The sequence below is a fragment of the Bdellovibrio sp. CKG001 genome (assembly GCF_055397465.1).
On sequence record NZ_AP029173.1, the window covers coordinates 1,608,373 to 1,620,431 of the forward strand.

A 12,059-nucleotide genomic window follows, 5' to 3' on the forward strand; every position below is an offset into this window, starting at 1 on the left:
TTCTTTATATGGGTATTGATTTCGCTGCTTTTTTGAGCAAAAACGCTGTTTTGCACGGTAAGTGGGCAAAAATAGTGCGTTTTGCCGTAATTATTTGCACAAATAATTCTTGCAAGATGGTCCGAATAGGCCTATAAATCGAGACCTCATCGCCGCTTCTGTTTGAAAGCAAACACATACAGCCGCTCGATTAATTGATTTGTATTCAATTAACTGATTTGCTTGTTTGGGTGGTTTTGAGATTTAAATATTTTTTCGAAAAATTTCTTTTTGAAAATTTTCGAAAAAATGTTTGAAAGGGTGTTGACAAGGACTTCGGTCTTCGATAAAACACTCACCTCGTCGCTACGAAACATTAACGACGAGTAAGAAATTCGCTCTTTGAAAACTGAATAGCTAGATAAAATAGATTTTTGGGCTCTTTGAATACTGAGTAATTAGTATTCACAATTTCAAAAAATATTCGAACAAACAATAGCGTAAAAGCTAGCTGTTTGCTTCTAACAGAATTTAAACTGGAGAGTTTGATTCTGGCTCAGAACAAACGCTGGCGGCGTGCCTAATACATGCAAGTCGAACGGGGTAGCAATACCTAGTGGCGCACGGGTGAGTAACGCGTGGATAATCTGCCTTAGAGTGGGGGATAACTAGTCGAAAGATTAGCTAATACCGCATAAGACCACAAGAGCTGCGGCTCAAGGGGTCAAAGGTTTTTCGCTCTAAGATGAGTCCGCGTAAGATTAGCTAGTTGGTGAGGTAATGGCTCACCAAGGCGACGATCTTTAACTGGTCTGAGAGGATGATCAGTCACACTGGAACTGAGACACGGTCCAGACTCCTACGGGAGGCAGCAGTAGGGAATATTGCACAATGGAGGAAACTCTGATGCAGCGACGCCGCGTGAGTGATGAAGGCCTTCGGGTCGTAAAGCTCTGTCGCAGGGGAATAACACAATGAATGTACCCTGTAAGAAAGGATCGGCTAACTTCGTGCCAGCAGCCGCGGTAAGACGAGGGATCCTAGCGTTGTTCGGAATCATTGGGCGTAAAGCGGATGTAGGTGGCTTTGTAAGTCAGGTGTGAAAGCCTGGGGCTCAACCCCAGAAGTGCATTTGATACTGCGAAGCTTGAGTGTCGGAGAGGTTACTAGAATTGTTGGTGTAGTGGTGAAATACGTAGATATCAACAGGAATACCGGAGGCGAAGGCGGGTAACTGGCCGAACACTGACACTGAGATCCGAAAGCGTGGGGATCAAACAGGATTAGATACCCTGGTAGTCCACGCCGTAAACGATGGATACTTGTTGTTGGAGGTATTGACCCCTTCAGTGACGAAGCTAACGCGTTAAGTATCCCGCCTGGGGAGTACGGTCGCAAGATTAAAACTCAAAGAAATTGACGGGGGCCCGCACAAGCGGTGGAGCATGTGGTTTAATTCGATGCAACGCGAAGAACCTTACCTAGGCTTGACATGTACTGGAAGATTGGCAGAAATGTCGTCGCCCGCAAGGGTCGGTACACAGGTGCTGCATGGCTGTCGTCAGCTCGTGTCGTGAGATGTTGGGTTAAGTCCCGCAACGAGCGCAACCCCTGCATTTAGTTGCCAGCATTCAGTTGGGCACTCTAGATGGACTGCCGGTGTTAAACCGGAGGAAGGTGGGGATGACGTCAAGTCCTCATGGCCCTTATGCCTAGGGCTACACACGTGCTACAATGGTAGTCACAGAGCGAAGCTAAGCCGCGAGGTAGAGCAAATCGCTTAAAAGCTATCTAAGTTCAGATTGATCTCTGCAACTCGAGATCATGAAGTTGGAATCGCTAGTAATCGCGGATCAGAATGCCGCGGTGAATACGTTCCCGGGCCTTGTACACACCGCCCGTCACACCATGAAAGTCGGCTGTACCAGAAGTCGCTGCGCTAACCGCAAGGAGGCAGGCGCCCAAGGTATGGTCGATGATTGGGGTGAAGTCGTAACAAGGTAGCCGTAGGGGAACCTGCGGCTGGATCACCTCCTTTCTAAGGATTATCCGGTCAATCTTCATCAAGACTTGTTCTTGATAAGTTAAAATGACCCAATCTTAGGTCAACTTACTCTTCCCGAGTAAGTGAGTCCCAAAAATCTATCTAGCTGTTTAGTTTTGAGAGAGTGAAGCCTAACGGGCCTGTAGCTCAGTTGGTTAGAGCACACGCTTGATAAGCGTGGGGTCGGAAGTTCGAGTCTTCCCAGGCCCACCAAGTTCTACTGACGGTTGAATGCGGTGTAAGTTAGAGTTTTACGTGAACAAGTTTTTGTTCTTTGACAATTGAATAGATTGATTTAGTTGATTTTTAGCGAGGTTAGTTCCATTTTTTTAAGCTACAAAGGGCTTACGGTGGATGCCTTTGGCACTAAGAAGCGATGAAGGACGTGGTAAGCTGCGATAAGCTTCGGGGAGTGGCACACACACTTTGATCCGGAGATTTCCGAATGGGGAAACCCACCATTTATGGTATCACTCAATGAATACATAGTTGTTTGAAGCGAACGAGGGGAAGTGAAACATCTCAGTACCCTCAGGAAGAGAAATCAATTCCGAGATTCCCCCAGTAGTGGCGAGCGAACGGGGAACAGCCTAAACCTTCTTCATTAATTTGAAGGAGGGGTCGTGGGACCGCGATGTGGGACCGGAGAAGTTAGAGTAACAGTCTGGAAAGTCTGGCAAGATAGGGTGATAGCCCCGTACTCGAAAACTTCGAAGGCCCTAGCGGCATCCCGAGTACCACAGGACACGTGAAATCCTGTGGGAATCTGTGAGGACCACCTCATAAGGCTAAATATTCCTTAGTGACCGATAGTGAACAAGTACCGTGAGGGAAAGGTGAAAAGAACCCCGAGAGGGGAGTGAAATAGAACCTGAAACCGTAAGTCTACAAGCAGTTAGAGCCCCTTAAGTGGGCGATAGCGTACCTTTTGCATAATGAGTCAGCGAGTTATGTTTGCATGCGAGGTTAAGCCGTTGCAGGTGGAGCCGTAGCGAAAGCGAGTCTGAATAGGGCGATTTAGTATGCAGGCATAGACCCGAAACCCGGTGATCTAATCATGGACAGGTTGAAGCGAGGGTAACACCTCGTGGAGGACCGAACAAGTTGAGGTTGAAAACTCTTTTGATGATCTGTGATTAGGGGTGAAAGGCCAATCAAACTGGGTGATAGCTGGTTCTCCCCGAAATATATTTAGGTATAGCGTCAGGTAAAAAATATCATGGAGGTAGAGCACTGAATGGGCTAGGGGTCTTTACCGGATTACCAAACCCAAATAAACTCCGAATGCCATAGATATGTTCCCTGGCAGGCAGACTCAGGGTGATAAGGTCATGAGTCGAGAGGGAAAGAGCCCAGACCAACAGCTAAGGTCCCTAAATGCACGCTCAGTGGAGAACGTTGTGGAGTTACTTTGACAACTAGGAGGTTGGCTTAGAAGCAGCAATCCTTTAAAGAAAGCGTAATAGCTCACTAGTCTAGTGACTCTGCGCGGAAGATACAACGGGGCTAAGCGTGTTACCGAAGCTTTGGATTAAGATATTTTATATTTTAGTGGTAGGGGAGCGTTCTAGTGTAGGATGAAGATTGACCGGTAGGACAGTTGGACGAACTAGAAGTGATCATGCTGACATAAGTAGCGTTGAACTCGGGTGAAAAACCCGGGCGCCGAAAACTCAAGGATTCCTGGGTAAAGATAATCTTCCCAGGGTTAGTCGAGCCCTAAGACGAGGCCAAATGGCGTAGTCGATGGCAAAACGGTTAATATTCCGTTACCTAATAAATCGCGCTTAAGGAATGACGGTGTAGGATATCACAGCCTCTTATTGGATTGAGGTGTAAGCATGTAGGAGGATCAGTAGGCAAATCCGCTGGTCGTAACTCTGAGGTGTGAATGCGAGGGACTTGTCCCGGAAGTGTGAAAAGCCATGCATCCAAGAAAAGTTTCGTAAGTTTAGTTTTATTAGCTCGTACCGTAAACCGACTCAGGTGAGTGGGGTGAATATCCTAAGGCGATGGGGTGAATTTTGGTCAAGGAACTCGGCAACTTAACACCGTAACTTCGGGAAAAGGTGTGCCCGCGAGAGTGTAAGGATTTACTCCCCAAGCTTTTTCGGGTCGCAGAGAAATGGGAGTAGCGACTGTTTATCAAAAACACAGGTATGTGCAAAGTCTCAAGACGAAGTATACATACTGACGCCTGCCCGGTGCTGGAAGGTTAAGAGGATTTGTTAGCGCAAGCGAAGCAGAGAATCGAAGCCCCAGTAAACGGCGGCCGTAACTATAACGGTCCTAAGGTAGCGAAATTCCTTGTCGGGTAAGTTCCGACCTGCACGAATGGCGTAACGACTTCTCCGGTGTCTCGACCAAATGCCTCGCGAAATTGAATTCTCGGTGAAAATGCCGAGTACCCGCAGAAAGACGGAAAGACCCCGTGAACCTTTACTGTAGCTTGGCAGTGATTTTAGAGTTGGCATGTGTAGGATAGGTGGGAGACTTTGAAGCAGTGGCGCTAGCCATTGTGGAGTCAACCTTGAAATACCACCCTTGGCACCTTTGAAATCTAACCTGCTGCTCTTTACGAGCAGAGGGACACTGTCTGGTGGGCAGTTTGACTGGGGCGGTCGCCTCCCAAAAAGTAACGGAGGCGCGCGATGGTCCCCTCAGCCTGATTGGAAACCAGGCGTCGAGTGCATTGGCATAAGGGGGCTTGACTGCGAGACCTACAAGTCGAGCAGGTGCGAAAGCAGGCCAAAGTGATCCGGTGGTCCCGCGTGGAAGGGCCATCGCTCAACGGATAAAAGGTACTCCGGGGATAACAGGCTTATTCCATCCAAGAGTCCATATCGACGATGGAGTTTGGCACCTCGATGTCGGCTCATCACATCCTGGGGCTGGAGCAGGTCCCAAGGGTTTAGCTGTTCGCTAATTAAAGTGGTACGCGAGCTGGGTTCAGAACGTCGTGAGACAGTTTGGTCCTTATCTTCTGTGGGCGTATGAGATTTGAGTAGACCTGTCCTTAGTACGAGAGGACCGGGATGGACGAACCTCTGGTGTTTCTGTTGTCGCGCCAGCGGCAATGCAGAGTAGCTATGTTCGGAATTGATAACCGCTGAAAGCATCTAAGCGGGAAGCAAACTACAAGATTAGATCTCACTGGGGCTTCGGCCCCCTAAAGACTCCTTGGAGACTACGAGGTTGATAGGCTGAAGGTGTAAGTGTGGTAACACATTGAGCTGATCAGTACTAATAGGTCGTGAGGCTTTTTTAAAATTTTTCTTCTCAGGCTTCGGCTTGACGAAGATTTCGTCTCAAAGACTTCCTTTTAAAGGAACGAGAGACTAGCTCTCTGAATAAGTAAGAGAGTGATTGATGGGACTAACCGTTAATCGCTAAAAATCAATTAAATCAATCATTCGATTGTAACTAAAAGAAGTAACTTCTCCATTTGTGTTGGAAGCAAGTTGCAAAGAACAGAAAGGTTAGTGTAAGAAGCTAACCACTTTGACTTAATAAACGCTTTGCTGGTGTTTATAGCAGAGGGGCCACACCTGATCCCATTCCGAACTCAGAAGTTAAGTCCTCTTGCGGCGATGGTATTGCATGGGCGACCATGTGGGAGAGTAGCACGATGCCAGCTCTTTTTTACTCGAACCCGACTTACGAAAGTAAGCCGGGTTTTTTTTTGTCTAAAACTCAACTCGATTTCAGAATCTACCCTATCGATATGGTGAATTCCTCAAAGCTCCCGGGTTGAGGACTCTGCTGCGTGCTTAGTATTCTGCCTATTTGAGCATTATCGCCTCAATCAGACGCAAAAATGGATTTCTGAGTAGTTCCGGTTGGGGTGATGACTGACACCGCTGATGACTCTGCCAGCGCCTTTTCTTTTATTTTCACTTCAATCGGAGACGTTGAGTGGGGCCTTTGTAGGCCCATTTTTGTTTCAAAATGGGAAAATACATAAACATAAATATGTGTAATCAAACAAAATATGGGCTAAAAATATTCGCTGTGTCTCATGTCTAAGTTATCGAAAAGACTGTTTAATCTCATTGAGGTCGAGTCATGAGAGCTTTTTTTAAAGAGCTGTGGTATTCTAGTTATATCAAATACAGGAATCTTTTCCTGTTCGCTTTTTAAGTCTTTTTTGTCGACTGGTTCAAAAAAAGATCTCTCGGGGATTCACCCGAGCACGGGGAAACAAAAATTGAATAGACAAAAGAAAGGGTCGAGATGCGACAGGGTGTCTTATGGCATACGTGTATCTTGCAGCAGCAATTATCTTTGAGGTTTTTGGAACGATCACGATGAAGTACTCAGAGGGGTTTACAAAGGTGCTCCCATCCGTGCTCACAGTAGCATGTCATGGAATCTGCTTTATAAGCCTCACTGTAGCCTTAAAGTATCTTCCAGTAAGTAACGTCTATGCCATCTGGGCAGGCGTGGGAACGGCGCTAATGGCGTTCCTGGGCTTGGTTATTTTCAACGAGCCTCTTCCGCTTCAGAAAGTATTGGCGACCTCCCTGATTATTTTGGGAGTTGTTATGCTGAATCTGGGTGATGGCAAAAAAACAGAAGAGCAGGTTGCAAAAGTGGAAGCTCCGAGTATGAAGGCCATACCCGCAGCGGTCGTGCCGACGGTTCACGTCGACCCACCTCGCAATGCGGGCTGAGAATTTCAAAATATTTAAAACTATTGCTGGCTGTTGTTCAAAGGAGAGGTTGATCCTCTCCTTTTCTTTTTTGGAACACCTCGTGTCGCATCGAGTGCTACGCCACATCTTGCGGTTCTTTTCGGGAGTTGTGCCCTAAAAATTATTTGCTCGAAAATGAAGGTGCTGCCTTCATTTTGGCTTTTGCAGTCTTTCTTCAACAAATTCACTTAAGGCTTCAAATGGGGTTTCCTTGCGCGCAGCATAGTGAATGAAATCCAGAAGTAAGTTTTTTAAGCGCTCATCTTGTTTTGCATCAATGAGTTGATCTTTCTCATCATACGCGGAATCCGCCTTCGCCAAGCCAAAGTATTCTGGGTACAGGTAAGTTCCAAGGATGTGGAAGGGGGTTCTTGCGTGGATGTTCCCGCGAATGCCCCCTAAAGACCCTGGCGAGGCCCCAATCAGCAGGATCTGCTTTTTGGCGATCGGAAGTGGTTTGATACGGGAAACCCAGTCCAACGCATTTTTAAGCGTTCCGGGAATGCTACCATTGTATTCCGGGCTGGAGATGACAATGGCGTCGGCTGATTGGATTTTCTGCGCCAGTTTTTGCACGCCCTCAGGAATTCCCTGGGAGGACTCAAGGTCGCCATCGTACATCGGCATGGGGAAGTCGTTAAATTCGCACAAGTCCACCTCGCAGAAGGGTAATGTGCGAAGATGTTCGGCGGCGATTCGAATCAGTTTTTTATTGTAGGATCCCTTGCGCAGGGAGGCCGCAAAAAGGAAGACTTTCATGTTCCGCTCCAATTCTTCTTATTTTCACATTCATCAGGGGTAAGAGCACCTGTTTAGGCCCTCTATTTCAAAATACAATTTCTATTGTCCAGGAGGGAGCTTCAGATTGAATGGCGACAGAGGGGCCAAGTCATTCGGGGTACTTTATTCTGCAGGGCAGGCCGAAACCTGCCCCCGGTGTGACTACTTTTTCAGGATGGATTTTTTCAAGCTCGCAACGCCATCGTCGGATGGTTTCCCCAACCAGATCGCAAAGACCTTTTCGATGAAACCAGCAGGTCCTTTGATTTCAGAAACATTTCCTGAAGTGGTTTCGTAGAACACAGATTCAGAACCGTCTTTCAGTTTTGCACCCAAGATTGTAAGTGCTTTGCCGTCTTTCGCCTCGCCACCTTTGGAGACAGAGTCCAGGAATTGTTTTACTGCGGCATCGTCAAGGCTGACGTTGTTGGCTTTCAAGGCTTCCTTGAAGGATTTTTGCACATTGTCCGCATCCACATCGCGCAAGAAGTGAAGCTGGATGGCTACAGCCTTTTGATCTTTCAGGGATGTCAGGGCTTCTGAGTCAGTCTTTTTGAAACTCTCAGGGGTGCTCACGAACAACTGACCGACGTACACCTTCACATTGACGAAAACAACTTTCTTCGCGCGAAGTCCGGCCCCGACGGAAGTTAATTTTACGGCTTCATTTTCAACCTGAGCCGTTGCTGAACTGGAAAGAGTGACTTTTTCGATTTTCTCACCACTGCCTTCGGAAGTCAGAAGGGCGGCCGAGGCATTTAAGGACAAAAGAACGGTGGCAAGTCCTGCGATAAGGTGCTTCATGAATGATCCTTTCTCGATATGGTCCAGATAGGATTCGTTGGAGGGGTGAAATTGTCAACCCGTAAAAGTTTTGTTGGCAGGTGGAAGATTCCTCATTAAGCTTTTAAAGACGCGATGTTAGACACTAAAATGCCACCTCCTATGTTCAGACAAAAGCTGGAGCTTCTGATTCTTTCTGGAAATGAAAGGATTCTGAATCGCGCCAAGCACATTGTGTCGCGCTACTTCCTGACATTTCAGCACATGGATTTTTCAGACCTTAGCAAAGGGGCCACGCTGGACCTGATGCGTGCGCAGTTGATTCTTCTGAGTCAGGAGGATCAGGAATCTTTGCAGGATTTTGCAGTCCGGGTTGATCAGGTTTTGCATGCGTTCCCGCGTTCTCGTCTGGTGACGGTGATGGCGCCGTCCTTATCACGGGAAAATCTGGAGGGCACGGCGAACACCCGCATAACACCGCTGTCGCAGGCGGAATATTTTCAAACGATGAAGTTCGAATACCTGTGTCTGCAACGTTGTCGGGCTCAGTATTTCGATATAAAAATCAGTGATCTATTCCCGATGACAACCCTGAGTTTTCCGGTATTCATCCGGCAGCCCTTGAATCAGCGCTATGTGGCTGTGACTCATTCAAATTCTGTCTTATCTGATGACCGTTATCAGAGAGTCTCTGCTGCAGACGGGGTTTTCATCCTGCAGAAGGACAGTGAGCGGTATTCTCAATACATTGCAAGCTACTATGACACTTCTGGTAAAGGCATGAGAATGCGGGCCCGGGCTCAGTTTTTGGCGCTTTATCAGGCCTCTTTGCAACTGAATGAAATTTTGCTTTTTGATTTTAAATCCTCGTCCCAGGAGTCTTTTGTTGCCGCCTATGAATCGCTGCAGTCCGCTGGTGAGGAGCTGCTGAAAACCTTCGAAGGTCAGGAGGATCTTTGGGATCTGTTCCGGGAGTCCCTGAGTGGTGACTTCTATCGTTTGTGGCGGGCGCCGTGGATTGCGGCGTATGCCGCACTTATTTCCAAGCGCAGTGGACAGGGGAATCCGCGGGTGGCCCTGATGTCGGGTCTATTGACGGATGTCGGGCTGCTTGATGTCGAGGAAAGTCTTGTGCGTCGGTACCTCTTGGGAGACGGCGGCAAGCAGGGGGATAGTTCCGAGTTGCCACAATCCTTTGGATATCACCCAGTGCTTTCTTTGAATCGATGTCTTGGCAAAGGAGTGCCGATCAGCGAGGCAATCAAGGCCGCGATGGTCTGCACACATGAGCGCTTTGATGGCAAGGGGTTCCCAAACCAGGTCCCTGCTGACAAAGTGCCGGTGGAAGCGCAGATAGTGATGTTTGCCGAAAAAATTGATCAGGCTGTTTTAACGACTATGCAAGAGACCGGTGTGGGGTTCCGCTTTCTGAAAGAAAAAGTCTGGGAGCGGGAGAGTCAAAAGACGGATGCTTTTTCCTCTGACTTTTTGGCGGCGATTGCGGATTCACTCATCTGACGGGCGTTATTCATGGACAGATTTCAATCATTCCGCCCAAGGGCATGCGGGCAAAGATTTCTTCAATCTCAGAATTGGTGACGGCCATGCACCCCTTCGTCCAATCGCGGGGGTGGCGGATCAGTTTGCGTTTAATCCAACTATTGGGAAGGCCGTGGATCATGATGCTGTCACCAGGATCTTTGATCCCATTCTTTAAAGCGTCGGCCTTGTCTTTACGGTTGGGATAGTTGATGCCCAGGCTTAAATGATACTCACTTTTTAGATTTTTCACTTCGAAGATATAGCGACCTTCGGGCGTCTTTTCGTCGCCTTCTTTCTTTTTGTGGCCCACGGGGCTGCCGCCAAGAGCCGTAGAATAAGTGGCCAGAATCTGTTCCTGTTGCATGAGATGAATCAGTCGACGTTTTTTATCAACCAGAATCAAGTCGGCCTCCGCCTCGAGAGCCGGGCGTTCCCAGCGGGATTTGGCGGCAAATTCGCCAAGGCGGGGACAGTAGCTGGGAAGAGCGGCTTCTTCGATGGCGATTTCGAGCATTTCCTTTTCTTCCGGACTTAAAGCCACCCAATGATCGCCATAGACGACGGCATGAGCCTCAGAAAGAACCAAGAAAGATATAAGAATGCAGAAAATGAGTTTCATGTGCTCCGTTTCCCACGAAAGTCGCAAGGACACAAGGAATTGACACCCGTTGTAAGAAGTAAAATCCTTTGCCCCGGTTCCCAGTTTTGCCTTTAATAAAAAGGCTAAATATCCCAAAACAGAGGAGAGAAAAGTGCTTAAAAAAATGGCGTTGGCTTTGTGCTTGATGACAGTAGGATTCACCGCTCAAGGTCAGGCGAAAGAGTTGACCAACCGTTTGGGGGTGGGTGTGAAAACTCATTCGGCTTTGAACCTGCCGCAGCTGGCGGCAACTTATTACTTCGCGCCGGACATGGCTTTGGCGGGAGGTCTTGGTGTTGACACGCAGAAGGACTACTCAAAGTTTGCCTTCAACGCGGGTATTCGCCGTGTGGTCTTCAAAGAAGATAACATGAACTTCTATATGGGTGGTTCAGTTGGTGTGTTGAATGAGGAAACCAACGGGGATAAACAGTCCGGCTTTGAACTTAATGCCTTGTTTGGCGGCGAGTTCTTCTTTACAGGTTTGGATTCGTTGGCCTTCACCTTCGAAGGGGGGGTGGGTGTTGTTTCAATGGACAACGTACGCTTCAGAACTATCGCTGACAGTCCGTTCAGCGCGGGAATCATTTTCTATTTCTAATAAACTCTTAAGGAGAGATTCATGAAAAAAGTAATTCACACAGACAATGCACCGAAGGCCGTGGGTCCTTATTCTCAGGCTGTTCAGATGGGTGATTTTTTGTTCTGTTCCGGTCAAATCTCGATTGATCCAAAGACGGGTGAAGTTTTCACCGGCGATATCAAAACCCAAACTGAAATGGTTCTAAAAAATATCGAGGCGGTATTGGCTGCAGCTGGAATGAAGTACAGCAATATCGTGAAGAGCACCATCTTCCTGACCAACATGGCGGACTTCGCGGTTGTGAACGAGACTTATGCTAAAGCTTTCACAGAAGCTCCACCAGCACGTTCCACTGTTGCTGTGGCAGCTTTGCCTAAGGGCGTGAACGTGGAGATTGAAGTCATTGCGCATCGCTAAGTCCTTGTTGAAATCCCGCTCTTTCTGGGCACTGCTGCTGTTAAGTGCAGTGGTGCTCTATCGCTTTGTGGATGAGTATCACAAAGTGCAGGGTGAGAAAATTCAGTCATGGACGAAGACTCCCACTGCAGACTGCGCCGTCGTATTGACTGGCGGTGCAGGCAGGGTGCGGGAGGGGTTTGACCTTCTGGCAAATCAGAATGTCAAGAAGCTGGTCATCTCGGGTGTGTATTCCAATGCGCGTTTGCGCGAGATCATGCCGGTGTGGCCCTTTTATGGAAGTTTGAGTGAAAATGATGTGGTTCTGGACCGTCGTTCAGAGACCACCTATGGCAATGCTCAACAAAGTCTTCCCATCGTCGAGGCTTTGAAGTGCCGGGATATTCTTCTGGTGACCTCACGCCTGCACATGTATCGTTCTTATCAGACATTCCGGGCGACCTTTCCGGAGAATATATACATCGAAAAACACGCCATTATCGGGGGACGTTTTGAGTCTTCTGTCTGGGAGTCGGGGTTTGAGGCCCTGAAATCCTTCTTTTACTCTCTCTGGGCCTACTAAAACCAGACCTTCGACTTAATATCCTTTTCCAGTTT

8 protein-coding genes, 1 tRNA gene and 3 rRNA genes are annotated in these 12,059 nt (G+C 47.9%); 9 read left to right on the forward strand and 3 right to left on the reverse strand.

Annotated features, from left to right (window positions below):
• Positions 1 to 512 precede the first annotated feature (512 nt).
• From ACZ50P_RS07760 to ACZ50P_RS07780, 5 genes are all read left to right on the forward strand, one after another.
• A 16S ribosomal RNA gene (locus ACZ50P_RS07760) occupies positions 513 to 2,017 on the forward strand.
• A 142-nt stretch (positions 2,018 to 2,159) separates the two neighbouring features.
• A tRNA-Ile gene (locus ACZ50P_RS07765) sits at positions 2,160 to 2,236 on the forward strand.
• Between the two features lie 114 nt (positions 2,237 to 2,350).
• Positions 2,351 to 5,291, forward strand: a 23S ribosomal RNA gene (locus ACZ50P_RS07770).
• A 252-nt stretch (positions 5,292 to 5,543) separates the two neighbouring features.
• Positions 5,544 to 5,660 (forward strand): 5S ribosomal RNA (gene rrf, locus ACZ50P_RS07775).
• Together the 16S, 23S and 5S rRNA genes with 1 tRNA gene alongside form the textbook arrangement of a ribosomal RNA operon.
• Before the next feature lie 613 nt (positions 5,661 to 6,273).
• Entirely contained in the window at positions 6,274 to 6,696 is a 423-nt protein-coding gene (locus ACZ50P_RS07780) for a DMT family transporter (protein ID WP_464134860.1), read from the forward strand.
• A 171-nt stretch (positions 6,697 to 6,867) separates the two neighbouring features.
• Here the strand turns inward: ACZ50P_RS07780 and ACZ50P_RS07785 are convergent, their stop codons facing one another.
• Positions 6,868 to 7,476 (reverse strand): NADPH-dependent FMN reductase, encoded by a 609-nt coding sequence (locus ACZ50P_RS07785; RefSeq protein WP_464120974.1) that lies wholly within the window; start codon positions 7,474 to 7,476, stop codon positions 6,868 to 6,870.
• A 183-nt stretch (positions 7,477 to 7,659) separates the two neighbouring features.
• Positions 7,660 to 8,301, reverse strand: coding sequence for a chalcone isomerase family protein (locus ACZ50P_RS07790; RefSeq protein WP_464120975.1), 642 nt, complete (start codon positions 8,299 to 8,301; stop codon positions 7,660 to 7,662).
• A gap of 141 nt (positions 8,302 to 8,442) precedes the next feature.
• On the opposite strand from ACZ50P_RS07790, the gene ACZ50P_RS07795 reads away from it, so the two are divergent.
• Complete coding sequence (locus ACZ50P_RS07795; RefSeq protein ID WP_464134862.1) at positions 8,443 to 9,798, forward strand: HD domain-containing phosphohydrolase; 1,356 nt, start codon at positions 8,443 to 8,445, stop codon at positions 9,796 to 9,798.
• A 10-nt stretch (positions 9,799 to 9,808) separates the two neighbouring features.
• Here the strand turns inward: ACZ50P_RS07795 and ACZ50P_RS07800 are convergent, their stop codons facing one another.
• Positions 9,809 to 10,441, reverse strand: a complete 633-nt coding sequence (locus ACZ50P_RS07800) for a L,D-transpeptidase family protein (protein WP_464120977.1) — start codon at positions 10,439 to 10,441, stop codon at positions 9,809 to 9,811.
• 133 nt (positions 10,442 to 10,574) lie between these two features.
• On the opposite strand from ACZ50P_RS07800, the gene ACZ50P_RS07805 reads away from it, so the two are divergent.
• The 3 genes from ACZ50P_RS07805 to ACZ50P_RS07815 are packed head-to-tail and all read left to right on the forward strand — an operon-like array spanning position 10,575 to position 12,024.
• Complete coding sequence (locus tag ACZ50P_RS07805) at positions 10,575 to 11,063, forward strand: organic solvent tolerance protein (protein WP_464134864.1); 489 nt, start codon at positions 10,575 to 10,577, stop codon at positions 11,061 to 11,063.
• A gap of 21 nt (positions 11,064 to 11,084) precedes the next feature.
• A complete protein-coding gene (locus ACZ50P_RS07810; RefSeq protein WP_464120978.1) occupies positions 11,085 to 11,462 on the forward strand; it encodes a RidA family protein in 378 nt (125 codons plus the stop codon).
• On the forward strand, positions 11,440 to 12,024 hold the full coding sequence (locus ACZ50P_RS07815; RefSeq protein ID WP_464134866.1) for a YdcF family protein: 585 nt from the start codon (positions 11,440 to 11,442) through the stop codon (positions 12,022 to 12,024). Before ACZ50P_RS07810 ends, ACZ50P_RS07815 begins: the two co-directional genes overlap by 23 nt.
• Positions 12,025 to 12,059 lie beyond the last annotated feature (35 nt).

Coding starts and splice junctions, on each gene's coding strand:
- ACZ50P_RS07780 (WP_464134860.1), top strand. CDS start 6,274: ATGGCATACGTGTATCTTGCAGCAGCAATTATCTTTGAGGTTTTTGGA.
- ACZ50P_RS07785 (WP_464120974.1), bottom strand. CDS start 7,476: ATGAAAGTCTTCCTTTTTGCGGCCTCCCTGCGCAAGGGATCCTACAAT.
- ACZ50P_RS07790 (WP_464120975.1), bottom strand. CDS start 8,301: ATGAAGCACCTTATCGCAGGACTTGCCACCGTTCTTTTGTCCTTAAAT.
- ACZ50P_RS07795 (WP_464134862.1), top strand. CDS start 8,443: ATGTTCAGACAAAAGCTGGAGCTTCTGATTCTTTCTGGAAATGAAAGG.
- ACZ50P_RS07800 (WP_464120977.1), bottom strand. CDS start 10,441: ATGAAACTCATTTTCTGCATTCTTATATCTTTCTTGGTTCTTTCTGAG.
- ACZ50P_RS07810 (WP_464120978.1), top strand. CDS start 11,085: ATGAAAAAAGTAATTCACACAGACAATGCACCGAAGGCCGTGGGTCCT.